Genomic DNA, 26,412 nt, shown 5'->3' on the forward strand with positions numbered 1-26,412 from the left:
AAGCCCTTCGATGACCAGCCGTTCCTCGCGGATTACTTCCTCCACGCTGCTCGCCTCGCTGCTGGCCTTGCTGCCGCTGCTCCAGGCGCAGGCCGCCAGCAGTGGCTGCGCCGCGCTGCCGCAGGTGCCGGCGACCCTGGAAATCGACCAGGGACTGCAGCAGGAAGTCCGCCTGCCGGTGAAGATCAGCCGCGCGGCGGTGGGCGATCCGCGCGTCGCCGATGTGCACCCGCTGGGCAACGATGCGGTCCTGATCACCGCCATGGGCGCGGGGGCCACCAGCCTGAGCCTGTGGACCAACTGTGCCAGCGGACCACGGCAGACGATGGTGTTCGTGCGTGGCCGGGCCGCGGCGGACCTGGCCTCGACCGCGCTGCCGCCGTCGATGGACGGGGAGTTGCCCAACCAGATCCAGGCGGATATCCGCTTCGTCGAGGTCAGCCGGACCAAGCTCAAGGAAGCCGGCGCGCGCCTGTTCTTCAAGGGCTCGAACAATTCGCTGATCGGCTCGCCCGGCACGGTGCCGCTGACCACGGTGACACCGGGCAGCGTGCCCAATGCCAAGCCACTGATCCCGCTCGACAACGACGTGTTCAACATCGTCTGGGGCGGCGGCAGCAGTCGTTTTCTCGCCGCCATCAATGCCCTGGAAACCACCGGCTTCGCCTACACCCTGGCGCGTCCCAGCCTGGTGGTGCTCAGCGGCATGACCGCGAGTTTCCTCGCCGGCGGCGAGATTCCCATCCCGGTACCCAGCTCGGGCAGCGACAGCCTGTCGATCGAGTACAAGGAGTTCGGCGTGCGCCTGGCCCTGTCGCCCACGGTGATCAGCCGCGATCGCATCAATATCAAGGTCGCTCCCGAAGTCAGTGAGCTGGACTACACCAATGGCGTGCAGATCGCCGGCACCACGGTGCCGGGCCTGAAAGTCCGACGCACCGATACCAGCATCTCCCTGGCCGATGGCGAGAGCTTCATCATCAGCGGCCTGATCAACACCTCGAACCGCTCCGGCGTGAACAAGTTCCCGGGGCTGGGCAATCTGCCGGTCATCGGCGCGCTGTTCCGCGACTCGACGCTGCAGCGCGAAGAAACCGAACTGCTGATGGTCGTCACCCCGCACCTGGTCCGGCCGCTGGCGGCCAATGCGCAACTGCCCGAACTGCCCGGCGAGCAACTGCGCAACTACGACCCGAGCTGGGGGCGTCTGTTCTTCCTGGAAAACGGCGACTTTGACCGTCGCAGTGGGTTATCCCGATGAGCGAAAGCCTGAGCCAGACCTTCCTGGCCATTACCCGCAACGAGAGCGATCTGCAATGGCTGCAGTCCGCGCTTACGCCGCTGGGGCAAGTGGTCGGTGCCGGCAGCGGCAGCCTCGACGAACTGCTTGCGCTGATCGACGTAACCTTCGCCAACCTGGTGTTCGTCGGCCTCGATCGCGAGCATGTGGTCAACCAGTGCGCCCTGATCGAGGGGGTGCTGGAGGCCAAGCCGATGCTGGCGATCGTCGCCCTCGGCGACGGCATGGACAACCAACTGGTGCTCAATGCCATGCGCGCCGGCGCGCGCGACTTCGTCGCCTACGGCTCGCGCGCCAGCGAGGTCGCCGGGTTGGTCCGGCGCCTCAGCAAGCGCCTGCCACCGGTCACCGCCAACCCGCATCTGGGCGGCCTCACCGTGCTCTACGGCACCCAGTGCGGTTCCGATGGCGCGCTGCTCACCGTGCATCTCGGCCAGGTGGTGCAGAAGAGCGGCCAGCAGACCCTGCTGCTCGATCTCGGTCTGCCGCGGGGCGACAGCCTGGCGCTGCTCGGTGTCGAGGCGTCGTTCCACTTCGGCGATGCCCTGCGCCATCTGCGGCGCCTCGACAGCACCCTGATCGACAGCGCCTTCGCCCGCGAAGGCAGCGGTCTGCGCCTGCTGGCCTATGCCCCCGGCGACGAACCGCTGGAGCGCACCAGCGCCGCCGAGCTGTACATGCTGCTCAGCGCCTTGCGTCAGCATTTCCAGCACATCGTCGTGAACCTCACCGGGCAGGCCGATTGCGAGGCCCTGCGGACCTTCGTCAGCCATTGCGACAAGCTGATCTGGTACACCGACCAGAACGTCATCGAATGCCGGCGCAACCTCGAGGTGCTGAATACCTGGCGTGAGAAGGGCATGAACCTGGAGCACGCCAAGCTGCTGGTGGATCGCTACCTGCGCAGCGTGATCCCCGATGCCGACGCCCTCGGCAAACGCTTCGCCCTGCCGCTGCTGACCGAGCTGCCGGCCAGCGCGGAGGTGCGTCTGAACTCGCGCAACCAGGGCCTGAGCCTGTTCGAACTGGCACCGCGCGACCATCTCACCCAGGGCCTCAAGGCGCTGGGCGAACGGCTGGCGCGGCGCTCGGAAAACCTCAAGCCCAAACCCGACAACTGGCTCAGCCGGCTCTGGGGACACAAGCATGAGCAGTGACGAGCTGTTCGGCGGCCCCCGGCACAACCTCGCGGCCGATCCGCAGGCGCTCAAGCGCGCGCTGCACCGCTACATCATCGACGCCATCGAAGACTCCGGACGCAACCTGCTGGAAGGCTCGCGTCCGGCGCTGGCGCAGTTCGTCGTCGAGCACGTCGGCGAGTACATCGCCCGCCTGCACCTGGCGCTGTCGCGCTATGAAATGGAGCGCATGGCCGAGGAACTGGTGGACGAGCTCACCGGTTTCGGCCCGCTGGAAGTGTTGCTGCGCGACAGCAGTGTCACCGAGATCCTGGTCAACGGGCCGTTCCGGGTGTTCGTCGAGCGCGCCGGGGTGCTGCACCAGACCGACCTGCGCTTCATCGACGCGCACCATGTCGAGCGGGTCATGCAGCGCATCCTCGCGCCGCTGGGCCGGCGCCTGGACGAGTCGTCGCCGATGGTCGACGCGCGCCTGCCCGACGGCAGCCGGGTCAACGCGATCATTCCACCGGTGGCCCTGGACGGGCCCTGCCTGTCGATCCGCAAGTTCCGCAAGGACATGCTCAAGAGCGTCGACCTGCTCGCCAGCCGGGCCATCGACCCGACCATCCTGGCGTTTTTCGAGCTGGCGGTGAGCAAGCGCTGCAACATTCTGGTCAGCGGCGGCACCGGCACCGGCAAGACCACCCTGCTGAACATTCTCAGCCAGTTGATCAGCCCCCTGGAGCGCCTGGTGACCATCGAGGACGTCGCCGAGCTGCAACTGGATCATCCCCATGTGGTGCGCCTGGAGACCCGGCCGCCGAACGCCGAGGGGCATGGCGAGGTCAAGGCCAGTGAGCTGATCCGCAACGCCCTGCGCATGCGTCCCGACCGCATCCTGCTCGGCGAGATTCGCGGGGTCGAGGTGATCGACGTGCTCACGGCGATGAACACCGGCCATGACGGCTCGATGAGCACCGTCCACGCCAACACCGCCCAGGACGCGCTGCTGCGCCTGGAGACCCTGGTCGGCCTGACCGGGCGCCAGGTGGCGGAGAAGACCCTGCGGCAGATGATCTGCGCCGCCCTCGACGTGGTCATCCAGCTGACCCGCCTGCCCGATGGCCGGCGCTGCATCAGCGAAGTGCTGGAGGTGGTCGGCATTCGCGACGATGTCTATGTCACCAATACCCTGTTTCGTTTCGATCGCCGTGCCGGTGGCGGCTTCCTCCGCGAGGCGGTCAATCCCGCCGGCGACAAGCTGCGCCGCGATGCGCTGGAGCCGGCGCCGTGATCGCCGTGGTCCTCGGACTGTTCGGCCTGGCGCTGCTGGCCGCGTCCGTCGGCCTGTTCTACAGCGGCGTGCGCAAGTCCGCCGCGGAGCGCACCCTGCAGCGTCTCGGCCAGTTGCCCGAGCCGGTGCTGGTCGAAGCGCCGGCGCGGGGCTGGCTGGAGTTGCTGCTGTTGCGCGCGGGGTTCGATCGCCGGGCCGACCGGTTCATGCTTTGGGGCTCGGCCTGGCTGCTGTCTATCGCCCTGGCCGGGATGCTGGCGGGATGGCCGGGGGCGGCGCTGACGACGCTGCTCTGCCCGACGCTCTGGCGCCTGTACATGAGCTGGCGCTATCACCGACGCCTGCGGCGCATGATCGAACAACTGCCGACCCTGCTCGACCATGCGGTGCGCAGCCTGAAGGCCGGGCGCACCCTGAGCGACGCCGTGCTGGGCGCGGTGGATGTCTCCGCCGACCCGCTGCGCAGCGCCATGCAGCGGGTCCAGCGCAACGTGCAGATGGGCGTGAGCCTGGATGAAGCCCTGCAGGACTTCGCCGAGCTCTACGACCAGGACGAGTTCCGCGTGCTGGCCCTGGGCTTGCGCATCAATCACCGCTACGGCGGCAATGCCAGCGAGCTGCTGGAGAATCTGGTCAAGCTGATCCGCGAGCGCGAGCAGGGCGCGCGCCAGTTGCGCGCGCTGACGGGCGAGACGCGGATGACCGCGGGCGTGCTGGCGTTGTTGCCGGTGGCCATGGCCGGCTACTTCCTGCTGGTCAACCCCGACTACCTGCTGTCGATGTGGAACAACGCGGACGGCCGCTCGATGCTGCTGGCCGCCTTCGCGCTGCAGGTGCTTGGCTGCCTGGCGCTGTGGCGCATGCTGCGGAGTATCTGAGATGGCCTTGCTGATCAGCGCCACGCTGTTCTTCCTGACGTTCGTCCTGCTGGTGAGCGTGCTGGCCCGCCAGCATCGTCGCGAGCGCCTGGTGGCCCTGCGCTTGCAAGGCCGGCCGCTGGAAGAAGCGGAGCAGGATGGCTGGTTGCAGCGCCTGGGCCGCAGCCCGCTGGCCCAGCGCTCGCTGACCCTGGACAGCGAAACCCGCATGCTGCTGGACCGTATCGGCTGGCGCCGGACCCGCCAGCGCTCGCTGTTCGCCGCCTTGCAGATCGGCGTGCCGTTGCTCGCGCTGGGCAGCGCGCTGCTGGTGCAGCAGCTGTTCTACCCGGACAGTGGCATGCCCTGGGTGTGGCCACTGTTCGGCCTGGGCCTGGGTTACCTGCTGCCCAAGCGCATCCTTGCCTGGTCGGCGGCGCACCGGCAGCGTCAGGTCGCCGAAGAAGTCATCAGCTTCATTCCGCTGCTGCGCATCCTCTTCGACTCGGGGCTGGCGGTGGAACAGAGCCTGCGCATTCTCAGTACCGACGGACGACAGTTGCTGCCGGTGCTGAGCGCGGAGTTGCGTTTGATCCTGCACCGTGTCGACTCCGGCCTGGCCCTGGCGCCGGAACTGGAGCAGACGGCGAAACTGCTGTCGGTGGACGAGTTCAACGACACCTGCGTGATCCTCCAGCAATTGCTCACCCAGGGCGGCGGCGCGATGAAGTCGCTGCTGGCGCTCAAGCAACTGCTCGACGATCGGCGCCTGACCCGCCTGCAGGAACGGATTTCGAAAATGTCCGGGAAGATGTCCATCGTCATGATGGTCTTTCTCTTTCCCGCCTTGTTGATCGTCCTCGCCGGCCCGGGGCTCAGTGCCCTGGCGCGGGCCTTCGGATCCTGAAAGGGGAGTGCTGCATGAAAGTCGCTGGATTGATGGTCGCCGTGCTCCTGCTGAGCGGCTGTGCCGGGCAGAACGGCGCGCCGTGGTTGGCCCTGCAGGGCAATACGGCGAGTTGCGTGAAACCGGATGCGTCCCAGGAGCTGGCGTTGAGCATGGCCGACCAGATGCTCGGCGACGGCCGCCCCCATGCCAGCCTGGCGCACCTGGAAGAGATGCCGGGTGACCTGATCCAGGTGCGTGTGCGCAAGGCCAAGATCCTGCGCCTGCTGGGCAGCAGCGAGGCCGAGCCGTTGTATCGCAGCCTGCTGGGCAGTTGCGTGGGCGCGGAGGCGGAACACGGCCTGGGGCAGTTGGCGGTCGCGCGCGGCGACAATGTCCAGGCCCGCCAGCACCTGATGCGTGCCGCGCGGCTGGCGCCCACCGACGAGAGGATCCGCAACGACCTGGGGGTGGTCTACCTCAACCTGGGTGACCTGGAGAAAGCCCGTTTCGAGTTTCTCACCGCCATCGAACTGAAGGACAGCGACCGCCTGGCGGCGGTCAACCTGGTGACCCTGCTGCTGTATCAGGACAAGTGGCAGCAGGCTGCCGACCTGGTCAGCCGTCTTGGCCTGAGCGCGGCGCAGTTCAACGAAGCCCAGGCCCGTGCCGAGCAACTCAAACCCGGCGGCGAGCAGCCGCCCCGGAGGCCGTCATGAACGTTCGCATCCTTGCCCTGATGCTGCTGGCCAGTGCGCCCCTGGGCGCCTCGGCGATGCCGCCCGGTCCGTCGTCCAAGGCCCAGCTGACCACCGAAACCTGGCTGCAACTGCAGTCCCGCGGCCTGCATGCATCGGACAAGCCGCAGAACGCCACGCCGCGGGAGTACGACAAGAGCACGGAGCGCTGGCTGAAGGCGTATGACTACAAGATTCCCGAGGTTTTCAAGTGGGACAAGATGAGTTCGGGGAGTTCCGGGGGATCGGGGGGGCAGTAGATCTGGTGGTGCTGGTGCCTGTCTTGGGCTTTGCGGTGCCCTTGAGATCGGGCGCCGCCCGCGCGGCGCATCGCGAGCGCGCTCGCTCCTACATTTTTTGCAACGTACCATGGCCTGTGAGAGCGGCGTTGCCAGCCTTTGGTGCCTGGCGATTCATCGTGGGGAAGCTGTTGGGTACGACTCGATATCGTGTCGTACCAACAAGGCGGACAACCATGGCCTGTCAGACATAGGTACGTTGCAACAAATGTAGGAGCGAGCGCGCTCGCGATGCGCCGCGCGGGCGGCGCTCGATCTCGAGGGCGATGCATCCATCACGGCGAGCCCTTCAGGTTCCGCAACTCAATGCTCCGTCACCCGCTGGCGCAACGCCGAGCTGCCCGGCGACAAGGCCAGCGCCAGCTGCGTGCGGTTGTGCATGTGGGTCAGGCGCAGTACCTGCGACACATACAGCTTCACCGTGTTCTCGGTGATGCCCAGTTCACAGGCGATCTGGTAGTTGGTCTTGCCCTGGCCGACCAGGCGCGCGACGTCGAGCTGGCGCGGCGACAGCGGGGCGAAGATGGTCGGTACGGCATCGCTGTCCTGTTCGCCTTCCTCGTTGTCCTCGGCCTTGGGCGGTACCTGGGCGCGAGCCTTGTCGAGGTCCTGGTAGAGGCCGTCGATGGACTCGGCCAGGCACTTGAGCTTCTGGTTCAGGTGGCCCAGTTGGTGGAAGTCCTTGTGCCGCGCGAGCAGGGCGGTTTCCTGGCGCTTGAGGCCTTCGAGCAGCTCTTCCAGGTCCACCGGCTTCTGGTAGTAGTCGGCGAAACCCTCGCGCAGGGCCTTGATGACGTCCTGCTTGTCGGCGCGCCCGGTGAGCATGATGGCCTCGAAGATGCGCTCGGGGCCGGCGACGGCCTTCAGTGCCTTGACCAGCTCGATGCCGTCGTACTCGGGCATGTGCAGATCGCACACCACCAGGCCGATCGCCGGATCGGCACTGAAGCGCTCGATGGCGTTGACGCTAGAATGGCATGGAATGCAGCGGTAACCGCTGCTTTCGAGAAATTCGCAAAGTTCTTCGACGATCAACGGCTGGTCATCGACGACCAGGACTTTCACTTGGCTGGCTGGCATGTTCACACGCGACTCCCTGCTGACGTGCCCTCCCTGAATGCTGCCAAGGAGCGGTCCCGGGTCACGGTGGGGCACTAGCTAAAAAGTAGTCGCTCCTTTCAACTATTTACAAGGAGTGACTACAGGGTTGGGGGTTCGAGGCGACTAATGGAGCCATAGAATTGCCAGCAGGAAGCCGCCAAGCAGGAACGGCGCGAACGGTTGGCGGCTGGCCATTTCCTCGCGCAGGGCCAGCACACGCTTCCTAAGCTTTTGATTGAGCAGGGACCACAGCCAGCGCCGGCCGAGCAACCAGGCCAGCAGGGTCAGGCCGGCCCCGATGAATGTGCCCAGCAGATACCACTGGTCGGTTGCCAGGGCCAGGGCCCCCAGCAGTTTCACGTCACCGGCGCCCAGCCGGCCGAGGATATAGCCGGGAAGCGTTAGTAGCATCACCAGGGCCAGCGCCAGCGCGGCATCCGCCGGTTCGGCACCGATCCAGGTGTGGCCGGTGAGAAACAGGTAGACCAGGGCGAAGGTGGCTGCGCCAAGGGTCAGGGTGTTGGCGATCTGCCGTTCACGGACATCCTGTTCGGCACACAGAGCGAGCCACAACAGCAGGACGAGACTTTGCATTGGCGAAATGCCATCCCTTGGTCTGATTGATTCTATGCTTGTCTGAGAGGTGTCATTGTCAGGGTAGACGCGATCATGAAAGCAAGCCTCGCGAGACGGCAAAAAGGTGCGGTGGCCATCGAGTTCGCCGTGGTCTTCGTGATGTTCTTCGCAGTGTTCTACGGATTGCTCAGCTATGGCTTGCCCATGCTGATGGTGCAGTCGTTCAACCAGGCCAGCAGCGAAGCGGTGCGCCGCTGCGTGGCCCTGGACCCGAACAGTGCCACCTGGAACGCCGACGTCAAGAACCTCGCCCGGCAGACCCTGGAGCAGCAACTGGCCTGGCTGCCGGGTTCGCTGGCGTTCCAGTTCTCCAGCGATGCCACGGTGAACCTGTCTTCGGGCAATCTGCTCACGGTGAGCATCCACTACAGCAAGAGCAAACTGACCTCGACCTTGCCGGTACTGGTCCTGCCAGGTCTGGGCGAGGTGCCGAAGCTGCCGGCGACCCTGGGCACCCAGACGAGCCTGCAACTTTGAACGGCGGTCCGGGACTCTTCGAGCGCTGGCGCGCCCGCGCCGGCGAAACCCGCGACCTGAGCCCGACGCCGGCGCCGCCCGCGGTCGGCCTGCAACTGTGGCTGGACGACCTGGGCCGGGTCCTGCGCCTGAGCGGTCCGTTGCGCACCGCCCTGGCCCTGCCGGCACAGCTGTCGGCGCATCTGCACGACTATGTGCAGCCCGACAGTCTGCTGGCCCTGGAGGGACAGCCGGCGGACTGGCAGACGCATCCACTGGATCTGGATTTTCGTGCGGCCGGCGGGCGCACCCTGCATACCCGTGGCTGGCTCCTGGCTCAGGCCGAAGGCTGGCTGCTGCAGGTGTTCGACATCGGCGACCTGGTCCACACGCAACGCCAGGGCCTTGCCGCGCAGCAGCGGCAAACGCTCGCCGGGCAGATCGCCACGACGATGCGCGGCTGCAGCCTGGAGTGTCTTGTCGAGGAAACCGGCGAGCAGTTGCGGCGCCTGGCCTGGCACTGGCAGAGCGGTTGGGCGGTGCTGCTGTTGCCGCTCGATGGTGCCTGGAAACCCTACGCCCGGAGCGGTGCCGACCTGCCCCTGCGCGAGCAGCGCCTGGGCGCCCTGCTCGGCGGGCTGCCCAGCGGCCACCTGCTGCACAGCAGCGGCCGGCCGGACCTCAATGCGCTGGCGCTGCCGTTCTACCTGATGCCGCACTCCCAGCAGCATGAGGTGCGGGCCTGGCTGCTCTGCGAGGACAACGGTCAGCCACGCCTGGACGATGACGCGCTGCTGCTCGCCGATGCCCTGATCGAGCCCTTGCTGGCGCGCCTGGCCAGCGATCGCCTGAAGGCCAGCCAGCAACGCCTGGATCACGTCCAGGGGCTGCTCGGCGCCGGCTGGTGGGAGTGGGCCCCGCATGACCCGTGCCTGCACCTGGCGCCGGGGCTGGCCGCCAGTTTCGGCGTGGCGGCGCGGGTGCCGCTGAGCGACTGGCTGGCGCTGGTGCATCCGGCGGACCGCGAAGCGACCCTGCTGACCTTTTCCGCGGTGCAACGGCAGGAAGGCAGCCTGCAGCTGTGCCTGCGCCTGATCGGTCATCCGCCGCGCTGGTACCGCCTGAGCGGTGAAGTCAGCGGTCAGGGCGAGGCGCGCCGGCTGCGTGGCTTCATGCTCGACATCAGCGACATCAAGCAGCATGAACAGCAAGCCGACGCCGCCCATGCCCGCCTGGAAAACCTGATCGCCAGTTCGCCGGCGGTGATCTACATCCAGCGTTACGCCGAGGGCGCCCTGCACGCCGAATTCTTCAGCGCCAGCCTGCAACCGCTGCTGGGCTGGCAGGCGGCCCCTGGCGAAACCCTGCAGCCGGCGCAGTGGGTGCATCCGGACGACCTGCCCTTGTGGCTGGAACGCACCCGCACCCTGCTGCGTGAAGGCCAGGCGCGCGGGCGCTACCGGCTGCGTGACCGGGATGGCGACTGGCACTGGATCCTCGACGAGGTCCGGCTGCTGCGTGACGACCTGGGCATGCCGGTGGAGGCGATCGGCATCTGGCTCGACACCACCGAGGCGACCCTGGCCGCCGAGCGCGTGCGCCAGAGCGAGGAGCGCTACCGGGTGCTGGTCGAGGATTCGCCGGCGATGATCTGTCGCTATCGCCCCGATCTCGAACTGCTCTATGGCAACCGCCCGCTGGCGGACTACCTGGAATGCGTGCCGGCGCAGTTGCCGGGGATGAACCTGGGCGAGTGGATGTCGCCGGCGCAGCGCGTGCTGTTCCTCGAACGCATTGCCCGTCTCAGCCCCGAGCAGCCGTTGAGCAGCGACGAGGTCTGCATGCAGTTGCCCGGGCGCCAGCATGCCTGGTGGGTATGGTCCGATCGCGGCCTGTTCGACGAGCAGGGGCGGCTCCTGGAGATCCAGGCGGTGGGGCGCGACAACACCGAGGTACGGCGCAGCCAGCAACTGGTGCTGCAGAGCGCGAAGATGGCGACCCTTGGCGAAATGTCCACGGGCCTTGCCCATGAGCTCAACCAGCCGCTCAATGTCATGCGCATGGCCGTGGTCAATGCGCTCAAGCGCCTGGAAAACGGCGATGCCGATCCGCAGTACCTGCAGGAAAAACTGCGCCGCATCGACAGCCAGGTCCTGCGGGCGTCGAAGGTGGTCGATCACATGCGGGTCTTCGGTCGTCGCTCCGAGGTCGAGCAGGCCTTGTTCGAACCCTGGCAGGCGGTGGAGGGCGCGCTGTCGCTGCTGGCCGAGGGGCTGGCCGGCAAGGGTATCGCCGTGCAGCTCGGCGAGCCCGTGACGGGATGCCCGGTGCTCGGCCATCAGGACCAGCTGGAGCAGGTGCTGATCAACCTGATGGTCAATGCCCGCGACGTGCTGCTGGAGAAAGCCATCGAACAGCCCTGGATCGCCGTGCGCGCCGAGCACGACCGGCAATGCCTGCGGCTGTGGGTGGAGGACAACGGTGGCGGCATCGAACCGCGCCTGCTGGAGCGGATCTTCGAGCCGTTCTTCACCACCAAGTCGGTCGGCGTGGGCACCGGCCTGGGGCTGTCGGTGAGCTACCGGATCATCGAGAGCATGGGCGGTAGCCTGGCGGTGGAGAATGGGCCGCGGGGGGCGCGGTTCAGGGTCGAGTTGCCGCTTCAGATCACCAGTTGAGCGCGGCCACAGTCCATGTTGACGCCAACGTCGACCACCATCAGGTCGATGCCGAGGACTTTCAGCAGCGAGTTGATCAAAGGGTCGGCGAGGCGGCCGAGCAGAGTGGTGAGCTGCGGCAGGAGGATGTTCTTCACGGTGGTCAACAGGCTCGTGGCAGAGGTCACCACTTCACCTAAGGGATTGCTGCCCATGGGTTTGTAGGTCAGCAGCTCCACGCCGGTGAGTGTGCCGTTCAGGCTGCTCACCAGATTGAGGTTGCTGGTTGCGGTTTTGTAAACCGCGCGCTGAGACAGGCCTGGCGGGGCATACTCCCCCGAGAAAACGACATCATTGGCCGCGTCGGGATTGGTGCTGCTGCTCAGCACATGGGTGTTGATCACGAAACCTACGCCACCTCCGACCAACGGTACCCTTGTCCCGCATGAGGTGCCCAGCCCGAGGATGCTGGTGCAGACATTGGTGCCGAAATCGATCAACGGGATCGCCTTGACGCTCGTCACACCGTCGTTAAAAAAAGCCTCCGGCGGGTTGAAGGTGCCAACGGCCACATGCAGCGCGGAGCTTTTGGTTGCAGCGGTCAGTTGCTTGTTCGGTGTGCAGCTGTAGTCGCTCACCTTGCTGCTGGCCTGGGCGATTTCCAGTCCGATCTGAATGCTCTGCACGCCAGGCATCAGTTTGATATCGCTGACCTTGCACGGTACCCCCAGCGCACAGCCGAGCGACTGCAAGGTGCCGTTGAGGTTCAGGCTGAGCAGGTTGTTGATCAGGGTCGTCAAGGGCGAGGCCAGGCTCAGCACGGCGTTAGTCAGGCCGGTGAGGGTGTTGAGGATGGGCAGGTTCAACGAAACCAGCGCATGAACCTGGGCAGTATGCACCTCGATATCGTCGGTAGCGGGATTGCCCACGGCGGATAACTGCTCCGGCTCGATCACCTTGAGGCGAATCGTACCGCTCACCAGGCCGAGCAAGTTCAGCGGAATCTGTACTATCGCCGCGCTGTTTTTCGCCGCCAGCAGTGCCGTCGCCTGGATCAGGTCGATGACTTTGAGCGAGGCATCCAGTCCGGCGGCGGCAGTACCGTTCTGCAAGTCGAGGATGTCGCCGAGCTGGATCAGCGTGCTGTTGTCGGCACCGACCACGATCCTGCCCAGGTTGGTCACCACGTCGGCAGCGGCGCTGCTTTGGGCGAGCACCGTGGCGGCGGCCTGTATGAGTTTGGTGGCCGTGATTTTCTTGGCCAGCAGTTCGTCGTAGTGGCCGGCACCGACATTGACGTCGATCGCCAGTTGATCGAGGAAATCCAGCAGCTTGATATCGGTGTTGGCGATGCCTTGCCAGCCGACCGCATCCAGGCTGATACGGCCGCCCAGAGGGTCTAGCAGGGCATTGAGCAGTACCGATTTTTGCGTATCCATGGTCGCAAGGGTCGAACGCAGGCGCAGCATGGCCTTTGGTATCGCGGTAGCCACCGCCTGGGCATGCAGTACGGTTGTGCTGGACAGATTGCGTCCGGCCATCAAGTCCCTGATTCCGGCGGCGAAGCTGGAGGATACGGTGGTGCTGCCGGCTACCCTGATGGCTTCGGCGATGCTGGCATCAACCGTGAAGCCACGCAGGCTGCTGGCGCCTGTCGCGACCTTGCCGCAATTGGTCACCAACGTATTGCCATTGCCGACGCTGAACCCGTTGCGTGCCGCCGCGGCATTGGCCAGTGCCGCCGCCTGGACCCCGCTGCCGGTGCACCTGGCGCTCTGACCCGCGGCCTCCAGTGCCGCCATGTCGACCACCCGCTGCAGGTTGCGCTGCTCCATGTAGAGCCGCCCGCCATCAGCCACCAGCAGCCCGAAGGCCAGGGCCACGGCCAGGGTCAGCGCCGCCATCAGGCCGATAGCGCCGCGCTGGCGTTTCGCGAATCGGGGGGACACGAGCACTCCTTTGCCGGCATGGGCCGTGCACCTTGCGTGCGTGCATCCAGTGTAGTCGAGGATATGGCCAGTCGCCTGCATCGGCGACCGGCCTGGAGCGGTGGGGATCAGTGCGGCGGATAGTTGGACAGTACCTGGGTGACGGTCTTCTGGATCGCCGTGTTGCGTTCATCCGGGGTGGGCGGGTAGTGGTTCATCACCTGCTCGGCGCTGCCGCGCCAGACCAGCTTGCCGTCGCGGGCGTCGAACAGGTCGATCTGGATGGTCGCCACCTTGTATTCGACGGTGCGCGTCTCGTTGTACATCGGGCCGCCCCAGTAGCCGCCCCAGTAACCTCCCCAGCCGCCACCGTACTGGGTGGTGACCTGCTGATGACGGTTTTCCACGATCAGGTAGGCCTGCACCCGCAGGTCGCCGGGGCTGCCGGGCTGGGCCGGGCGCAGCCCGCGCTGGTCGAGTTGCCCGCTGACCGCCTGGCGGATGCGCTGCTCGGTGAGGTCGCTCTTGATTCGCGGGTCGTCCGGGCGGTACTGCAGCGCCGGCTCCTGCCAGACCCAACTGCGGTAGGCCGCGAAGTCGCGACTGGCGTCGAAGTCCTGGCTGACGTTGTTGGTCTGGCAGGCTGCGAGCAGTGCCAGCAGGGAAAACAAGACAAGACGGCGCAGCATGATGATTCTCCGGTTCCTGTGACTAGCTGGGAGGATAGCCGCTCATGGCTTTGTCGACGGCCTCGCGCAGGGCGTCGGCGCGCTCGGCCAGGGAACCCCGGCTGTCGCTCTCGGCGCTGGCGCTCCACACCGGCTGGCCGCTGCCGGCATCGAACAGATCGACGCGCACTACCATCACCTCGACCTGGTAGGTACGGATCACCGGCACGCTGCCGTACACGCCGTAGCTGTTGCCGTAGTAACCGTGGCGGTAGCCCATGCCGCCGTAGCCGCCATAGGGGTAGTAGTCATCGTCGCGGTACTGGCGCAGGCGGCGTTCCAGGCGCACATCGGCGCTGACCAGCAGATCGCCGCGGGCCGTGCGTGCCGGCCGCAGGCCACGCTGGTCGAGGGCACTGCCGACCGCTTCGGCGAGCTGCGCCGGATCGGCCGTGGCGCTGCCGGCGGGCAACTGGCCGTTGCGCCAGCTCCAGCTGCGGTAGCGTCCGTAGTCGCGGGGCGGTGCCGGGTAGGCGCTGGCGTCGAAGGTGCTGGCGGCCTGCGCGGGGGCGGGTGGCAGCGGTCGGGAACTGGCGACGTAGGGATTGCTGCCCTGGCAGGCGGCCAGGGTCAGGCAAGCGAAGGCAAGAACGACACGGTACGGCATCTGGCTCTCCCTAACGGGGTCGGCATATCCAGTGCAGGTAGCGGCCGAGGCCGGCGAATGCCGGGTGGCGACGGTGCGCGAGTTCCATTTCCAGCAGGTCGATGAGTTCGGCGCGGGCCTGGAATTCCGTCGGCATGTAGTCGTGGAACACCCGTACGCCGCTTTCCGCTTCTACCTGCCATAGACCTTCAAGTTGCGCCCGGAGTTCGCGCGGATCAAGGGGTTTCTGCGGGGTCAGGCTCTGCTTTTCGCCGGCCAGGGTGTTGCGTCGCATCTTGCGGAAATGGCCCTTGAGCAGGTTGCGATAGACCAGCGCGTCGCGGTTGTAGAAGGCCAGCGAGAGCAGGCCGTCGGCACGGGTCAGCTGGTGCAGCACCGGCAGGATCGATTCGGGTTCGGCCAGCCACTCCAGCACCGCATGGCACAGCACCACATCGTAGGGCTCGGTGAGTTCGCCGAGCAGGTCCTGCCAGGGTGCCTGGATGAAGATCGCCGGCTGGCCGGCGGCGGCGAAGCGTTCGCGGGCGCCGTCGAGCATCGGTGCGGCGGGTTCGGCGAGGGTCAGCTGGTGACCGCGCTCGGCCAGCCACAGGGCCATGTGGCCGAGGCCGGCGCCGATATCGAGGATGCGCAGCGGGCGGTCCGGCAGGCACTCGGCGAGGTCGGCCTGGAGCACCGCGAGGCGGATCGCGCCCTTGGCGCCGCCGTAGATCTTCTCGGCGAAGCGTGTCGCCAGGGCATCGAAATGACGGTCGTTCATTTGGCGAAGCGCCTCTCGCTGTCGGCCAGTTTGGCCCGCACCACCTGCTCCATGTCCAGACCCAGCTCGCTGCACAGCAGGAGCAGGTAGAGGACGATATCGCCGACTTCCTGGCCGGCATGGGCGAGTTGATCGGCGGGCAGTTGCCGCGACTGGTCCTCGCTGAGCCACTGGAAGATCTCCACCAGCTCGGCCATCTCCACGCTGGCGGCCATGGCCAGGTTCTTCGGACTGTGGAAACCGCGCCAGTCGTTGTTGTCGCGGATGGTGTGCAGGCGTTGGGTGAGTTCGTGCAGATTCATTTCGGGTCTCCTGAGGCGGTATAGCTTCAGGGGGATGGGCGGGGCTGGCAAGGGGGGCGGTGGGCTCGATCGGTGACCTTCAGGGCCTCATCGCTGGCTTGCCAGCGATGAGCATGGGTATCTACACATCTTCGAAGGCTTGTCGGGGGACCGCATCAAGGCCGCCAGGTGCCTGTCTTGAGTCTTGCAGCGCCCTCCAGATCGAGCGCCGCCCGCGCGGCGCATCGCGGGCAACGCCCGCTCCCACATCGGTTGCAACGTACCTATGTCTGACAGGCCATGGTTGACAGCCTTGTTGGTTCGACGCGATACCGAGTCGAGCCCAACAGCCTCCCCGCGATGCATCGCCGAAAAAACAAAGGCTGACAACTCAAATCCAACAGGCCATGGCACGTTGCAAAAGATGTGGGAGCGGGCATTGCCCGCGATGCGCCGCGCGGGCGGCGCTCGATCTGGAGGGCGCTGCAAGACTCAAGACGGGCACCTGGCGGCCCTGATACAGTTTCCTGTCAGGCTTTCGGAGCTGTGTAGATACTCATGCAGCGATGAGGCCCTGAAGGTCACAGGAGCCATCACCGGCCTACACCGGCTGCCATTCCCCGCTCATATGCACCAATCCGCCATGCCCACTCAGGCGGAACTGCCCGCTCGGCGCCTCGGCGCTGCAGTCTAGGAGCACCTCGCTGGGCAAGCGCACCGGCTTGTGGAATTCCACCGCCACCTCGTACCCGCTGCGCGGCAGATGCCCACGCAGGTGCGCCATGGCCATGGCCTTGCTCCACATGCCATGGGCGATGGCCTGGGGAAAACCGAACAGCCTGGCGCTGAGGGCACTCAGGTGGATCGGGTTGTAGTCGCCACACACCCTGGCGTAACGCCGGCCGATATCGCTGTCGGCGTACCAGCGGGTCAGCTCGCTCATCTCCAGCGGCTCCGCAACCTGCGCGACCGGAACCTCGCCTTCCAGCTTCATTCCGCGACAGAGCATGCGGCTGCTCTCCGACCAGATCAGCCCGAGACCATCCTCGGCATCGGTGCGCAGGTCGAAGGTCGCGCCCTTTTCATGAGGGGCGAGGTTTTCCACGGACACCGCGAAGCGCAGCCGCGAAATGCCCCCCAACGGACGCAGCACGCGAATGCGATTGCCCAGGTGCACCAGGCCGAGCAGAGGGAAGGGAAAGTCCTTCGCGGTAAGCAACTGCATCTGCAGGGCGAAGGCCATCACGTGTGGATAAGTCGGCGGCAGGCGCCCGTCATGGGTGAACAGGCAGAGCTTGCGATAGGCGTCAAGGTTGCCCTCGTCGACATCGAGGCTGCAGCGCAGGCCATGGCGGGGCAGGCTGTCGCCGCTGATCCTGCGTTTCGTCGCGGCTTTCGCATACAAGCCGGACAGGCCGGCGGTGTGTCCGAGATCTTGCCAGGTCCGGGTCATCGTCATGCCCCCATCACCGCCTGGCCACACACCCGCAGGACCTGGCCATTGACCGCGCCGCTGCCCGGCTGGGCCAGCCAGGCCACCGCTTCGGCGACGTCCTGGGGCAGGCCGCCCTGGCCCAGCGAACTCATGCGCCGCCCGGCTTCGCGCAGGGTGAACGGGATGGCCGCGGTCATGCGGGTTTCGATGAAGCCCGGCGCCACTGCGTTGATGCTCCCGCCGCGCTCGGCCAGCAGGGGGGCCCAGGCCTGGGCCAGGCCGATCAGCCCGGCCTTGCTCGCCGCATAGTTGGCCTGCCCGCGATTGCCGGCGATGCCGCTGATCGAGGCCATCAGCACGATGCGTCCGTGGTCGTGCAGGGCGCCGCCGTCGATCAGGGCCTGGGTCAGCACGGCCGGGGCCTTGAGGTTCACCGCCATTACCGAATCCCAGTATTCCGGGGTCATGTTGGCCAGGGTCTTGTCGCGGGTGATGCCGGCGTTGTGCACGACGATATCGATGCCCTGCGGCAGGCCGTCGAGCAGTTGCGCGGCGGCGTCGGCGGCGCAGATGTCCAGGGCCAGGGCACGGCCGCCGAGGCGCTCGGCCAGGGCCTTGAGGTCGTCGGCGGCCTGCGGCACGTCGAGCAGCACAACGTCGGCGCCATCCCGGGCCAGGGTTTCGGCGATGGCCGCGCCAATACCCCGTGCGGCACCGGTGACCAGGGCCTTGCGCCCCGCCAGCGGCCGGGTCCAGTCCTGTACCTGCTCGCGGCAGGCTTCCAGGCGCAGGACCTGGCCGCTGATGAAGGCGCTTTTCGGCGACAGGAAGAAGCGCAGGGCGCCTTCCAGTTGATCCTCGGCATCCGGCGCCACATAGAGCAGTTGCAGGGTCGCGCCGTTGCGCAGCTCCTTGGCCAGCGAACGGGCGAAGCCTTCCAGCGCGCGCTGGGCAACCCGCGCCAGGACCTCATCGAGATATTCCGGGGCGCGTCCGAGAATCACCACATGGGCGCAGCGATCGAGGCTGCGCAGCAGGGGCTGGAAGAACTCGCGCAGTTGCTTGAGCGGGTCGATGTCGCTCAACGTGCTGGCATCGAAGACCACCGCCTTGAGCTTGCCGCCCAGACCGGCGACCCAGGCCGGCAGGTCCAGGGCCTCGTCGGCGAAGCGGTAGACCTCGCTGGTCAACCGGCTGGAAAACCCCGCCACCTTCGCCGCCAGCGGGCCGCCACCAAGCAGCAGCGCACCCTCCACCGGCCGCAGCCGACCGGCCTCCCAGCGTTCCAGGCGAGCCGGCGCCGGCAGGCCGACGGCGCCGACCACTCGGCGACCGAGATCGGAGTTGGCGAAGTTGATATAGCGGTCGCTCATAAGGACATCTCCCGGAAATAAGCCTCAAAGTGTGGACCATGATCGGCCGTTGGTCGTTCGAAGCGGGAAAAAAGTCCTACGCTGTAGGCGTCTATTTCGCGAAAAAGGAATGTCTTAATGCGAGTTTTGCGTCGGGTCGCGATCATCGGCGGCAATCGAATCCCTTTCGCTCGTTCCAACGGTCCTTATGCCAAAGCGAGCAACCAGGCGATGCTGACCGCCGCGCTGGAGGGGCTGATCGAGCGCTTCGGCCTGCATGGCCAGCGTATGGGCGAAGTGGTCGCGGGGGCGGTGCTCAAGCATTCCCGTGAGCTCAACCTGACCCGCGAATGTGTGCTCGGCTCGCGCCTGTCGGCGCAGACCCCGGCCTACGATATCCAGCAGGCCTGTGGCACCGGGCTGGAGGCGGCATTGCTGGTGGCCAACAAGATCGCCCTGGGCCAGATCGACTGCGCGATCGCCGGGGGCGTCGACACCACGTCCGATGCCCCCATCGCGGTCAGCGAAGGCCTGCGTCATGTGTTGCTGGAAGCCAATCGCGGCAAGACCACCGGCGACAAACTGAAGGCGCTGCTCAAGCTGCGCCCGAGCCATCTGAAACCCGAACTGCCGCGCAACGGCGAGCCCCGCACCGGGCTGTCCATGGGCGAGCACTGCGAGCTGATGGCCCAGCACTGGGGCATCGCGCGCGCGGAGCAGGACGAACTGGCCCTGCGCAGCCACCAGAACCTGGCCGCGGCGTTCAACGAGGGCTGGCAAGGTGACCTGCTGACCCCGTTCCAGGGCCTGACCCGCGACCACAACCTGCGCCCGGACCTGACCCTGGAAAAACTCGCCGCCCTCAAGCCGGTGTTCGAGCGCAGCGACAAGGGCACGTTGACCGCTGGCAACTCCACGCCCTTGACCGATGGCGCCGCGGTGGTGCTGCTGGCGAGCGAGGAATGGGCGCAGGCGCGCGGCCTGCCGGTGCTGGCCTATCTGCTGGACGGCGAGACTGCCGCGGTGGATTTCGTCAAAGGCCACGAAGGCCTGCTGATGGCCCCGGTGTACGCGGTGCCGCGCCTGCTGGCGCGACATGGCCTGAGCCTGCAGGACTTCGACTACTACGAAATCCACGAAGCCTTCGCCGCCCAGGTGCTGTGCACCCTCAAGGCCTGGGAGGACGCCGACTACTGCCGCGACCGCCTCGGCCTGGCGCAGCCGCTGGGGTCCATCGATCGCAGCCGGCTGAATGTGAAGGGCAGCTCGCTGGCAGCCGGCCATCCGTTCGCCGCCACTGGCGGGCGGATCCTCGCCAACCTGGCCAAACTGCTCGACCAGGCGGGCCAGGGCCGCGGCCTGATTTCCATCTGCGCCGCCGGCGGTCAGGGAGTGACGGCGATCATCGAGCGCTGACCAGCCGGCTGTCGTCGCTGGCGCTGTCGCGCTGGCTCGAATAGCTCTCGGCCATGATCGAGCAGACGATCAACTGCAGCGGGTGGTAGATCATGATCGGCAGCAGGATCAGGCCCAGCCCGGGGTGCGCGCCGAAGATCAGCGCGGCCATCGGCGCCCCGGCGGCGAGGGATTTCTTGCTCGCGCAGAACACCGCGGCGATTTCGTCGGGGCGGCTGAATTTCAGGGCGCGGGCGGTGCGGGTGGTCAGCCAGAGCACCAGGGCCAGGATCACCGCGCTGCCGACGAAGGCGCTGACCAGCACCGACAGGCCCTGTTGCTGCCACATGCCGGACATCATCGAGTTGCAGAACGCGGCGTAGACCAGCAGCAGGATCACCAGCTTGTCCATCACGCTGGTGTAGCGCTTGTACCTGGCGAAGAACCTGCCCAGCCAAGGACGCAGCGCCTGGCCCAGCAGCAGCGGGGCGAGCAGCAGGCCGCAGAGGTCGAGCAGGGTGGCGCCGAGGTCGATGCCGTCGCTGCCGCTGCCCACCACCAGGCTGCACAGCCACGGGGTGATGAAGATGCCGAGGACGCTGGACAGGCTGGCATTGAGGATCGCCGCCGGTACGTTGCCACCGGCGCTGCCGGTCAGGGCCACCGAGGACGAAATGGTCGAGGGCAGGGCACACAGGTAGAGGAAACCGAGCATCAGCAGGGCCGGGATCTGCGTGCCGAACACTGCCTTGCCCAGCAGCCACAGCAGGGGGAAGACCACGAAGGTGAAGACCTGCACCATCAGGTGCAGGCGCACATTCTTCAGGCCGTGGCGGATCTGTTCGCCGGACAGGTTGATGCCGTGGAGGAAGAACACCACGAACACGCCGATGTTGATCACGTACTCGGCGTGCATCCCGCCACCCGCGGCGCCGAAGCGCGGGAACAGCCAGGCGAGGAAGGTGGCGAGGAACATGCCGCAGAGGAACCAGTCGGTGACCACGCGCTTGAGGTGTTTGATTGCTTGCATAGGCGGACCTTCGAATCATCTTGTAATAATCGTCTGCGACGTTAACCTGCGTGTCAGTTTCCGTCTTGCGACATAAGGCCAAGCGATGCCGAGTAACGGACAAAACCCTTCACCCCGTCGGATTCCCGACCTGGCGGCGTTGCCGCGGCCGCTGTTTGCGCGGGCCGAAAGCCTCGGCGCCGGGTCGTGGACAACCCGTCATCGGCATGACTGGGTGCAGTTTTCCTACGCCATCAGTGGCGTGCTTGGCGTGTACACCGCCGAGGGCAGCTATTTCGCCCCGCCGCAGTGGGGCGTCTGGGTGCCGGCCGGGGTCGAGCACGAAGTGATCACCTCGACCCGCGCCGAGATGCGCAGCCTCTACGTGCGCGGCAGCGATGCGGCCTGGGCGCCGGGGCATTGCCGGGTGCTGGAGGTGACGCCGCTGGCGCGGGAACTGATCAAGCAGTTCTGCCTGTACCCGGTGGAGTACCCCGAAGGCGACAGCGACGAGGCGCATCTGGTGCGGGTCTTGCTGGATCAGTTGCGCACGTTGCCGGAGGTGGGGTTTTCCTTGCCGCTGCCGCAGCACCCCGGATTGCTGGAGGTCTGCAACACGCTGCTGGCGAACCCGGAGCAGGGCCACACCCTGGAGCATTGGGCGCAGCGCCTCGGGCGCTCGGAGAAGACCCTGATGCGCCTGTTCCAGCGCGAGACCGGGCTGAGCTTTCGCGCCTGGCGCCAGCGCATGCGCCTGCTGTCCTCGCTCGACGCGCTGGAGCAGGGGCAGAGCGTCATTCAGGCGGCCCTGGGATGCGGTTACGATTCAACGTCGGCGTACATCGCCGCGTTCAAGGGATTGTTTGGCACGACCCCCGGGGAACTGTTCCGGGGTTGAACTGACGTAAATTGAAACCATGTGGCGGTTGATCGGGATCCGTTCCCCGCTAGGCACATGCGCTATGGTGTGCGCCGCGCCCATGAGGCGTTACCAATCGAGGCAGACAGGAGCCAGAACAAAAGCCGATGAAGACTCCCAAACGGATTGAACCGCTGATCGAAGACGGGATGGTCGATGAAGTGCTGCGCCCGCTGATGAGCGGCAAGGAAGCCGCGGTCTATGTGGTGCGCTGCGGTCGCCAACTGCGCTGCGCCAAGGTCTACAAGGAAGCCGACAAGCGCAGTTTCCGCCAGGCCGCCGAATACCAGGAGGGCCGCAAGGTGCGCAACAGCCGGCAGGCCCGGGCCATGGCCAAGGGCTCGAAATACGGCCGGCGCGAAGCCGAGGAGGCCTGGCAGAACGCCGAGGTGGCGGCCTTGTTCCGCCTCGCCAGCGCCGGGGTACGGGTGCCCAAGCCCTATGATTTCCTCGATGGCGTGCTGCTGATGGAACTGGTCACCGACGAGGACGGCCAGGCCGCGCCGCGCCTCAACGACGTGCACCTGGAGCCGGAGCAGGCCCGCGAATACCACGCCTTCATCATTCGCCAGATCGTGTTGATGCTGTGCGCCGGCCTGGTGCATGGCGACCTGTCCGAATTCAATGTGCTGCTCGGCCCCGACGGCCCGGTGATCATCGACTTGCCGCAGGCGGTGGATGCCGCGGCCAACAATCACGCCTTCAGCATGCTCGAGCGCGATGTGGCGAACATGGCCCACTACTTCGGCCGTTTCGCGCCGGAACTCAGGCAGACCCGTTTCGCCAGGGAAATGTGGGCGCTGTACCAGGCCGGCGAGCTGCAACCGGAAAGCGCGTTGACGGGACAGTGGAAGGATGACGAGCACCACGCCGATGTGGGCAGCGTGATGCGCGAGATCGAGGCGGCGAAGTTCGACGAGGCCCGCCGCCGCGCGGCGCGGGAAGACGCCGAACGCGGGCCGGTCAAGGACGAGGAACCGCCGCCGCCCTGGGCCCGCTGAGCGCTCAGTGACAGCAGCCGGCTGCCAGGTCCTTGAGGATCGGGCAGTCGGGGCGGTCGTCGCCTTGGCAGTGGGCGACCAGTTCGCTGAGGGTGTCGCGCAGGCTCACCAACTCCTCGATGCGCCGGTCGAGGTCGGCGATATGCTCGCTGGCCAGGGCCTTGACGTCGGCGCTGGCGCGCTGGCGGTCCTGCCACAGGGTCAGCAGTTTCGCCACTTCCTCCAGGGAAAAACCCAGATCCCGCGAGCGCTTGATGAAGGTCAGGCTGTGCAGGTCGTCCTGGCCGTAGAGGCGGTAGCCACTGTCGCTGCGCGAGGCGGGCTTGAGCAGGCCGATCGACTCGTAGTAGCGGATCATCTTTGCACTCAGACCCGTGCGCCGGGCTGCCTGGCCGATGTTCATGCCTTGTGTTCCTCCGTGGGAGTGTCGGGTTTCCAGGTCTTGAGCAGCAGGGCGTTGCTCACCACGCTGACGCTGGACAGGGCCATGGCCGCGCCGGCGAGCACCGGGTTGAGCAGACCGAAGGCCGCCAGGGGGATGCCGATCAGGTTGTAGATGAAGGCCCAGAACAGGTTCTGGCGGATCTTCGCGTAGGTCTTGCGGCTGATTTCCAGTGCCGCCGGGACCAGGCGCGGGTCACCGCGCATCAGGGTGATGCCGGCGGCCTGCATGGCCACGTCGGTGCCGCCGCCCATGGCGATGCCGATGTCCGCGGCGGCCAGGGCCGGGGCGTCGTTGATGCCGTCGCCGACCATCGCCACCACGCCGGTCTTTTTCAGCGCCGCCACTTCAGCGGCCTTGTCCGCCGGCAATACTTCGGCATGCACATCGGCGATGCCCAGTGCCTGGGCGACGACGGCGGCACTGCCGCGGTTGTCGCCGGTCAACAGGTGGCTGCTGATGTTGCGTCCGGCCAGTTGGCGTACCGCCTGCTCGGCGCCGGGCTTGAGGCTGTCGCCGAAGGCGAACAGGCCCAGCACCCGCGGTTGCGGGCTGCGCTCGATCAGCCAGGACAGGGTGCGCCCCTCGGCCTCCCAGGTCCTGGCGCTGTCGGCCAGCTCGCCGGGCTGCAGGCCGCTTTCATCGAGCATGCGCCGGTTGCCCAGGGCCAGCTCGCGACCGTCGAGGCTGCCGGCAATGCCGCGTCCGGTCAGCGACTGGCTGTCGCGGATGTCCGGCACGTCCAGGCCCTGTTCCGCACAGGCATCGAGGACGGCCTTGGCCAAGGGGTGTTCGCTGCCGCGTTGCAGGGCGCCGGCCTGTTGCAGCAGTTGCGCGTCATCGCCATCCAGCGCGTGGTGATGGACGATGCGTGGACTGCCGGAAGTGAGGGTGCCGGTCTTGTCGAACACCACGCGGTTCACCGCATGGGCGCGTTCCAGGGCCTCGGCATCCTTGATCAGAATGCCGTGGCGCGCGGCTACGCCGGTGCCGGCCATGATCGCGGTGGGCGTGGCCAGGCCGAGGGCGCAGGGGCAGGCGATCACCAGCACGGCGACGGCATTGATCAGCGCCACTTCCAGCGTGGCGCCGGCCAGCCACCAGCCGATCAGGGTCAGCAGGGCGAGGACCAGCACGGCGGGGACGAACACCTGGCTGACCCGGTCCACCAGCTTCTGGATCGGTGCCTTGGCCGCCTGGGCGTCTTCCACCAGGCGGATGATGCGCGCCAGCACGGTTTCCGTGCCTAGCGCCAGGGTGCGCACCAGCAGGCGGCCTTCGCCGTTGATGGCACCGCCGGTGACGCGGTCGCCGGGCTGTTTCGGCACGGGCAGGCTCTCGCCGCTGATCAGGGCTTCATCGGCGTGGCTCTGGCCTTCGACCACTTCGCCATCCACCGGGAAGCGCTCGCCGGGCTTGACCAGCACCAGGTCGCCTAGGCGCAGGGCGCTGATCGGCACGTCACGCTCGACGCCGTCCACCACCTGCAACGCCCGCTCCGGTCGCAGCGCTTCGAGGGCGCGGATGGCGCTGGCGGTCTGGCGCTTGGCGCGGCTTTCCAGGTACTTGCCGAGCAGGACCAGGGCGATCACCACCGCCGAGGCTTCGAAGTACAGGTGCGGCATCATGCCCGGCATGGCCCGTGCCCATTCATACAGGCTCAGGCCGTAGCCGGCGCTGGTGCCCAGGGCCACCAGCAGGTCCATGTTGCCGGCACCGGCGCGCACGGCTTTCCAGGCGGCGACATAGAAGCGCGCGCCGAGAATGAACTGCACCGGGGTGGCCAGGGCGAACTGGGCCCAGGCCGGCAGCATCCAGGCAATACCAAAGGGTTGCAGGAGCATCGGCAGGACCAGCGGCAGCGCCAGCAGCACCGCCAGGGCCACGGCCCAACGCTCGTTGCGCAGGCGGCGGGCGCCGTCGTCGCTGCTGGCCGTGTCGGTGTGCGGCAGGCTGGCGCTGTAGCCGGCGCGTTCCACCGCGGCGATCAGGGTGGCGCTGTCGAGCTGGCCGAGCAGTTCGACATGGGCGCGTTCGCTGGCCAGGTTGACGCTTACCGAGCGCACTCCGGGCAACTTGTTCAGCGCCCGCTCGACGCGACCGGCGCAGGAGGCGCAGGTCATGCCGCCGATGTTCAGCTCGACGCTGTGGGTCGGCACACTGTAGCCGGCCTGGCTGACCGCCTCGACCAGCGCTGGCAGGCGATCGGCCGGCGCCTGGACGCGGGCCTGCTCGGTGGCGAGGTTGACGTTGACCTGCTCGGCGCCGGCGACTTTGCGCAGCGCCCGCTCCACCCGACCCGCGCAGCTGGCGCAGGTCATGCCGGCGATCGGCAGGTCGAAGGTGATTGACTCGGGCATGGGGGCTCTCCTCCGTGGACTGGCCTCCAGCATCAACCTTGACATGCTGGCAAGGTCAATAGCCCAGGCCGGCCTTCTTCAGATAGAGGCCGCTCTGGTCCATGGCGATCCGGTATTTGCTGATTTCGCCGGCACGCAGGCTGAGGCGCTGGGCGCTCTGTTTCTCGATACCGTTCAGGCAGCCCGGGGCCTGGCCCGGCTGCAGGCGCAGACGGATATCGATGGAGCCTGGCGGCAGGTTGAAGGACGTGGACTGCTCCTGGAACAGACGCCCGGAGAGCTGGTCGTTCAGGTAGATCCCGATCTCGCAGGTGGTGGCGACTTCCAGACGCTCGCGGGAAATGATCAGCACGCTGTAATCCGACGGGCCTTCGGCGCTGGCCAGGGGAACGTTGCTGAACAGCCCCAGCAGACCGAGGAGGCCGATTGCTGCCTTGCCCATGGATGAAACTCCTGCTGATAACTCGACAAGCACGCAGCTTGGCCGACCCGGGCAAGGATTTCCAGCCCGGCAGCGTCACGCCAAACTTGACCTTGCCCCGGTGGCAAGCTTGAGACTGTGGCCAAATCCAACCAGGAGTCAGCAACGATGCAAGTATTCAGTGTGGAAGGGATGACCTGCGGCCATTGCGTCAAGGCCGTGACCAACGCGTTGCAGCGCGAGGACGCGGCGGCCGAGGTCAAGGTGGATCTGGCGCAGAAGCAGGTGTCGGTGAAGAGTGAGCTGGGTTCGGAGCAGATCCTGCAAGTGATTCGTGACGAGGGTTACGAGGCGCGGGCGATATAGGCGCTGCGCCACTTCTCTTCCGTAGGAGCTGGCTTGCCTGCGAAAGGACCGCAAAGCGGTCCCC

Annotated in this window: 26 protein-coding genes; 13 read left to right on the forward strand and 13 right to left on the reverse strand. The window is 66.8% G+C overall.

Annotation, left to right across the window (positions count from 1 at the left end):
- Window positions 1-10 precede the first annotated feature (10 nt).
- From CHB99_RS21940 to CHB99_RS21970, 7 genes are read left to right on the forward strand one after another with little or no spacing between them, the layout of a single operon-like run.
- Entirely contained in the window at window positions 11-1,261 is a 1,251-nt protein-coding gene (locus tag CHB99_RS21940) for a type II and III secretion system protein family protein (protein ID WP_042130120.1), read from the forward strand.
- Window positions 1,258-2,457 (forward strand): CpaE/TadZ family protein, encoded by a 1,200-nt coding sequence (locus CHB99_RS21945; RefSeq protein ID WP_042130119.1) that lies wholly within the window; start codon window positions 1,258-1,260, stop codon window positions 2,455-2,457. Before CHB99_RS21940 ends, CHB99_RS21945 begins: the two co-directional genes overlap by 4 nt.
- On the forward strand, window positions 2,447-3,715 hold the full coding sequence (locus CHB99_RS21950; protein ID WP_042130117.1) for a TadA family conjugal transfer-associated ATPase: 1,269 nt from the start codon (window positions 2,447-2,449) through the stop codon (window positions 3,713-3,715). Before CHB99_RS21945 ends, CHB99_RS21950 begins: the two co-directional genes overlap by 11 nt.
- Window positions 3,712-4,593, forward strand: a complete 882-nt coding sequence (locus CHB99_RS21955; protein ID WP_042130115.1) for a type II secretion system F family protein — start codon at window positions 3,712-3,714, stop codon at window positions 4,591-4,593. The genes CHB99_RS21950 and CHB99_RS21955 overlap by 4 nt, the downstream gene beginning before the upstream one ends.
- Window position 4,594: 1 nt before the next feature.
- Entirely contained in the window at window positions 4,595-5,479 is an 885-nt protein-coding gene (locus tag CHB99_RS21960; protein WP_042130114.1) for a type II secretion system F family protein, read from the forward strand.
- 14 nt (window positions 5,480-5,493) lie between these two features.
- Window positions 5,494-6,177 (forward strand): tetratricopeptide repeat protein, encoded by a 684-nt coding sequence (locus CHB99_RS21965; RefSeq protein WP_042130112.1) that lies wholly within the window; start codon window positions 5,494-5,496, stop codon window positions 6,175-6,177.
- Window positions 6,174-6,455 carry a DUF3613 domain-containing protein gene (locus tag CHB99_RS21970; protein WP_042130111.1) on the forward strand — a complete coding sequence of 94 codons (282 nt, stop codon included), beginning with the start codon at window positions 6,174-6,176 and terminating at the stop codon, window positions 6,453-6,455. The genes CHB99_RS21965 and CHB99_RS21970 overlap by 4 nt, the downstream gene beginning before the upstream one ends.
- Before the next feature lie 342 nt (window positions 6,456-6,797).
- Here CHB99_RS21970 and CHB99_RS21975 read toward each other — a convergent pair whose 3' ends face one another.
- Together CHB99_RS21975 and CHB99_RS21980 are read right to left on the reverse strand one after the other, a co-directional pair.
- Window positions 6,798-7,574 carry a response regulator transcription factor gene (locus CHB99_RS21975; protein ID WP_089266631.1) on the reverse strand — a complete coding sequence of 259 codons (777 nt, stop codon included), beginning with the start codon at window positions 7,572-7,574 and terminating at the stop codon, window positions 6,798-6,800.
- A gap of 144 nt (window positions 7,575-7,718) precedes the next feature.
- Window positions 7,719-8,189 carry a prepilin peptidase gene (locus CHB99_RS21980; RefSeq protein ID WP_042130540.1) on the reverse strand — a complete coding sequence of 157 codons (471 nt, stop codon included), beginning with the start codon at window positions 8,187-8,189 and terminating at the stop codon, window positions 7,719-7,721.
- Between the two features lie 75 nt (window positions 8,190-8,264).
- On the opposite strand from CHB99_RS21980, the gene CHB99_RS21985 reads away from it, so the two are divergent.
- Both CHB99_RS21985 and CHB99_RS21990 read left to right on the forward strand, forming a co-directional pair.
- The gene (locus CHB99_RS21985; RefSeq protein ID WP_042130541.1) at window positions 8,265-8,708 is read left to right on the forward strand and encodes a TadE/TadG family type IV pilus assembly protein; all 444 of its coding nucleotides are present in this window, start codon (window positions 8,265-8,267) and stop codon (window positions 8,706-8,708) included.
- A complete protein-coding gene (locus CHB99_RS21990) occupies window positions 8,705-11,365 on the forward strand; it encodes a PAS domain-containing sensor histidine kinase (RefSeq protein ID WP_052419576.1) in 2,661 nt (886 codons plus the stop codon). The genes CHB99_RS21985 and CHB99_RS21990 overlap by 4 nt, the downstream gene beginning before the upstream one ends.
- Here CHB99_RS21990 and CHB99_RS21995 read toward each other — a convergent pair.
- The 7 genes from CHB99_RS21995 to CHB99_RS22025 form a co-directional block, all read right to left on the reverse strand.
- A complete protein-coding gene (locus CHB99_RS21995) occupies window positions 11,350-13,293 on the reverse strand; it encodes a pilus assembly protein TadG-related protein (RefSeq protein WP_042130543.1) in 1,944 nt (647 codons plus the stop codon). The two genes, CHB99_RS21990 and CHB99_RS21995, sit on opposite strands and share 16 nt — an antisense overlap.
- A 107-nt stretch (window positions 13,294-13,400) precedes the next feature.
- Entirely contained in the window at window positions 13,401-13,961 is a 561-nt protein-coding gene (locus CHB99_RS22000) for a DUF4136 domain-containing protein (RefSeq protein WP_042130545.1), read from the reverse strand.
- Window positions 13,962-13,983: 22 nt separating this feature from the next.
- Window positions 13,984-14,607, reverse strand: a complete 624-nt coding sequence (locus CHB99_RS22005; protein ID WP_042130548.1) for a DUF4136 domain-containing protein — start codon at window positions 14,605-14,607, stop codon at window positions 13,984-13,986.
- A 10-nt stretch (window positions 14,608-14,617) separates the two neighbouring features.
- A complete protein-coding gene (locus CHB99_RS22010) occupies window positions 14,618-15,367 on the reverse strand; it encodes a methyltransferase (RefSeq protein WP_042130550.1) in 750 nt (249 codons plus the stop codon).
- The gene (locus CHB99_RS22015) at window positions 15,364-15,669 is read right to left on the reverse strand and encodes a MazG-like family protein (RefSeq protein WP_042130553.1); all 306 of its coding nucleotides are present in this window, start codon (window positions 15,667-15,669) and stop codon (window positions 15,364-15,366) included. The genes CHB99_RS22010 and CHB99_RS22015 overlap by 4 nt, the downstream gene beginning before the upstream one ends.
- Before the next feature lie 580 nt (window positions 15,670-16,249).
- Entirely contained in the window at window positions 16,250-17,101 is an 852-nt protein-coding gene (locus CHB99_RS22020) for a MaoC family dehydratase (protein ID WP_042129759.1), read from the reverse strand.
- 2 nt (window positions 17,102-17,103) lie between these two features.
- On the reverse strand, window positions 17,104-18,456 hold the full coding sequence (locus CHB99_RS22025; protein ID WP_042129761.1) for a 3-oxoacyl-ACP reductase: 1,353 nt from the start codon (window positions 18,454-18,456) through the stop codon (window positions 17,104-17,106).
- A gap of 117 nt (window positions 18,457-18,573) precedes the next feature.
- Here CHB99_RS22025 and CHB99_RS22030 point away from each other — a divergent pair, with 117 nt between their 5' ends.
- A complete protein-coding gene (locus tag CHB99_RS22030) occupies window positions 18,574-19,851 on the forward strand; it encodes an acetyl-CoA C-acetyltransferase (protein WP_042129763.1) in 1,278 nt (425 codons plus the stop codon).
- On the opposite strand, the gene CHB99_RS22035 is transcribed toward CHB99_RS22030, so the two are convergent.
- Complete coding sequence (locus CHB99_RS22035) at window positions 19,838-20,860, reverse strand: bile acid:sodium symporter family protein (protein WP_042129765.1); 1,023 nt, start codon at window positions 20,858-20,860, stop codon at window positions 19,838-19,840. The genes CHB99_RS22030 and CHB99_RS22035 overlap by 14 nt on opposite strands.
- A gap of 85 nt (window positions 20,861-20,945) precedes the next feature.
- Here CHB99_RS22035 and CHB99_RS22040 point away from each other — a divergent pair, with 85 nt between their 5' ends.
- Window positions 20,946-21,737, forward strand: coding sequence for an AraC family transcriptional regulator (locus tag CHB99_RS22040; RefSeq protein ID WP_042129767.1), 792 nt, complete (start codon window positions 20,946-20,948; stop codon window positions 21,735-21,737).
- A 128-nt stretch (window positions 21,738-21,865) separates the two neighbouring features.
- Complete coding sequence (locus CHB99_RS22045) at window positions 21,866-22,759, forward strand: PA4780 family RIO1-like protein kinase (RefSeq protein WP_042129769.1); 894 nt, start codon at window positions 21,866-21,868, stop codon at window positions 22,757-22,759.
- 4 nt (window positions 22,760-22,763) lie between these two features.
- Here CHB99_RS22045 and cueR read toward each other — a convergent pair whose 3' ends face one another.
- The 3 genes from cueR to CHB99_RS22060 are packed head-to-tail and all read right to left on the reverse strand — an operon-like array spanning window position 22,764 to window position 26,003.
- The gene (gene cueR / locus CHB99_RS22050) at window positions 22,764-23,162 is read right to left on the reverse strand and encodes a Cu(I)-responsive transcriptional regulator (protein WP_042129771.1); all 399 of its coding nucleotides are present in this window, start codon (window positions 23,160-23,162) and stop codon (window positions 22,764-22,766) included.
- Window positions 23,159-25,561, reverse strand: a complete 2,403-nt coding sequence (locus CHB99_RS22055) for a heavy metal translocating P-type ATPase (protein WP_042129773.1) — start codon at window positions 25,559-25,561, stop codon at window positions 23,159-23,161. The genes cueR and CHB99_RS22055 overlap by 4 nt, the downstream gene beginning before the upstream one ends.
- 55 nt (window positions 25,562-25,616) lie before the next feature.
- The gene (locus CHB99_RS22060; RefSeq protein ID WP_042129775.1) at window positions 25,617-26,003 is read right to left on the reverse strand and encodes a hypothetical protein; all 387 of its coding nucleotides are present in this window, start codon (window positions 26,001-26,003) and stop codon (window positions 25,617-25,619) included.
- A 147-nt stretch (window positions 26,004-26,150) separates the two neighbouring features.
- On the opposite strand from CHB99_RS22060, the gene CHB99_RS22065 reads away from it, so the two are divergent.
- A complete protein-coding gene (locus CHB99_RS22065; RefSeq protein WP_042129777.1) occupies window positions 26,151-26,348 on the forward strand; it encodes a heavy-metal-associated domain-containing protein in 198 nt (65 codons plus the stop codon).
- Window positions 26,349-26,412: the final 64 nt, after the last annotated feature.

It is taken from the genome of Pseudomonas japonica, assembly GCF_900188455.1.
In the GTDB taxonomy this organism is placed as follows: Bacteria; Pseudomonadota; Gammaproteobacteria; order Pseudomonadales; family Pseudomonadaceae; genus Aquipseudomonas; species Aquipseudomonas japonica.

Coding starts and splice junctions, on each gene's coding strand:
- CHB99_RS21940 (WP_042130120.1), top strand. CDS start 11: ATGACCAGCCGTTCCTCGCGGATTACTTCCTCCACGCTGCTCGCCTCG.
- CHB99_RS21945 (WP_042130119.1), top strand. CDS start 1,258: ATGAGCGAAAGCCTGAGCCAGACCTTCCTGGCCATTACCCGCAACGAG.
- CHB99_RS21950 (WP_042130117.1), top strand. CDS start 2,447: ATGAGCAGTGACGAGCTGTTCGGCGGCCCCCGGCACAACCTCGCGGCC.
- CHB99_RS21960 (WP_042130114.1), top strand. CDS start 4,595: ATGGCCTTGCTGATCAGCGCCACGCTGTTCTTCCTGACGTTCGTCCTG.
- CHB99_RS21965 (WP_042130112.1), top strand. CDS start 5,494: ATGAAAGTCGCTGGATTGATGGTCGCCGTGCTCCTGCTGAGCGGCTGT.
- CHB99_RS21970 (WP_042130111.1), top strand. CDS start 6,174: ATGAACGTTCGCATCCTTGCCCTGATGCTGCTGGCCAGTGCGCCCCTG.
- CHB99_RS21975 (WP_089266631.1), bottom strand. CDS start 7,574: ATGCCAGCCAGCCAAGTGAAAGTCCTGGTCGTCGATGACCAGCCGTTG.
- CHB99_RS21980 (WP_042130540.1), bottom strand. CDS start 8,189: ATGCAAAGTCTCGTCCTGCTGTTGTGGCTCGCTCTGTGTGCCGAACAG.
- CHB99_RS21985 (WP_042130541.1), top strand. CDS start 8,265: ATGAAAGCAAGCCTCGCGAGACGGCAAAAAGGTGCGGTGGCCATCGAG.
- CHB99_RS22000 (WP_042130545.1), bottom strand. CDS start 13,961: ATGCTGCGCCGTCTTGTCTTGTTTTCCCTGCTGGCACTGCTCGCAGCC.
- CHB99_RS22005 (WP_042130548.1), bottom strand. CDS start 14,607: ATGCCGTACCGTGTCGTTCTTGCCTTCGCTTGCCTGACCCTGGCCGCC.
- CHB99_RS22010 (WP_042130550.1), bottom strand. CDS start 15,367: ATGAACGACCGTCATTTCGATGCCCTGGCGACACGCTTCGCCGAGAAG.
- CHB99_RS22015 (WP_042130553.1), bottom strand. CDS start 15,669: ATGAATCTGCACGAACTCACCCAACGCCTGCACACCATCCGCGACAAC.
- CHB99_RS22020 (WP_042129759.1), bottom strand. CDS start 17,101: ATGACCCGGACCTGGCAAGATCTCGGACACACCGCCGGCCTGTCCGGC.
- CHB99_RS22025 (WP_042129761.1), bottom strand. CDS start 18,456: ATGAGCGACCGCTATATCAACTTCGCCAACTCCGATCTCGGTCGCCGA.
- CHB99_RS22030 (WP_042129763.1), top strand. CDS start 18,574: ATGCGAGTTTTGCGTCGGGTCGCGATCATCGGCGGCAATCGAATCCCT.
- CHB99_RS22035 (WP_042129765.1), bottom strand. CDS start 20,860: ATGCAAGCAATCAAACACCTCAAGCGCGTGGTCACCGACTGGTTCCTC.
- CHB99_RS22040 (WP_042129767.1), top strand. CDS start 20,946: ATGCCGAGTAACGGACAAAACCCTTCACCCCGTCGGATTCCCGACCTG.
- CHB99_RS22045 (WP_042129769.1), top strand. CDS start 21,866: ATGAAGACTCCCAAACGGATTGAACCGCTGATCGAAGACGGGATGGTC.
- cueR (WP_042129771.1), bottom strand. CDS start 23,162: ATGAACATCGGCCAGGCAGCCCGGCGCACGGGTCTGAGTGCAAAGATG.
- CHB99_RS22055 (WP_042129773.1), bottom strand. CDS start 25,561: ATGCCCGAGTCAATCACCTTCGACCTGCCGATCGCCGGCATGACCTGC.
- CHB99_RS22060 (WP_042129775.1), bottom strand. CDS start 26,003: ATGGGCAAGGCAGCAATCGGCCTCCTCGGTCTGCTGGGGCTGTTCAGC.
- CHB99_RS22065 (WP_042129777.1), top strand. CDS start 26,151: ATGCAAGTATTCAGTGTGGAAGGGATGACCTGCGGCCATTGCGTCAAG.